Consider the following 864-nt stretch of genomic DNA (forward strand, 5'->3'; position numbering starts at 1 on the left):
GGGGGTCTCGCACAGCCCTAAGTCATCTTCTGCTGTCCCCCAAGCGGCTTCTACCGCTGTAATCGCACCCGTCGGCAATTCTGTCGAAAGAGCGAGATAATCGTCCAGCCTCAGCCCATCGCCGCTTAACCCCAGCAGCCCCAGCAACTCACGCGGCGTCTCCGGAATCTCCTCAACCCCGTAGCCCTGATCCCGCAGGTCCTGCAGAATGGCCAGCACGCTGGACGGCACGTCGAGGCCGACGGCATAGCCGGTGCGGCCGGGGGCGCTGGGATAATCCGGCATCAGGATCGCCAGCTTGCGCTCGGCGCGGGGCGTCTCCTGCAGGCGGATAAAGGCCGCGACGCGGTCAGCCACTTGCGCCACGCGATCCGGTTCCGGCCGGTTGGCGAAGGCGCGGTGGCCAAGCGCTGGATCGGTCTCGCTCTCGCCCTTGAAGGAAATGGCGCCGGCCAGGATGCGGCCGTCGAGCTCGGGCAGCACGACATGCATGGCAAGGTCGGCTGGCGCCAAGCCGCGCTGGTTGGTTTCCCAGACGTCACGGCGGGTGGTGGCGACGATGACCTGGAAGACCGGCACGCCGGCGCGGTCGAACAAGGTCTCATTGCCGGGTTCGGCACCGGACGCGAAAGCGGTAGCGGTGATGATGGCGGCGGGTTTCAGTGAGGCGAGTGCTGTTTCCACGAACGCCAGGGATGCCGGGTCCTTGAGGCTGGAGACGAAGATGGGGACCGGGTTGATGCCGCGCTGTCGCAGAGCTTCAAAAAGTGCGTCGATCGGCGCGACATCGGCGGCCAGCAGCATCGAGCGGTAGAACAGGATAGGCACGACCTTTCCCTCCCCCTCGAGGGGAGGGTGGCCCGC

At 66.4% G+C, this 864-nt stretch carries 1 protein-coding gene; it reads right to left on the bottom strand.

Annotated elements, in window-relative coordinates:
- A partial coding sequence (locus EOC06_RS44275; RefSeq protein WP_245470324.1) for a cobaltochelatase subunit CobN occupies positions 1-864 on the bottom strand: 864 nt, incomplete at both ends.

Origin of the sequence: Mesorhizobium sp. M7A.F.Ca.MR.362.00.0.0, from assembly GCF_004023175.1 — a bacterium.
Taxonomy (GTDB): domain Bacteria; phylum Pseudomonadota; class Alphaproteobacteria; order Rhizobiales; family Rhizobiaceae; genus Mesorhizobium.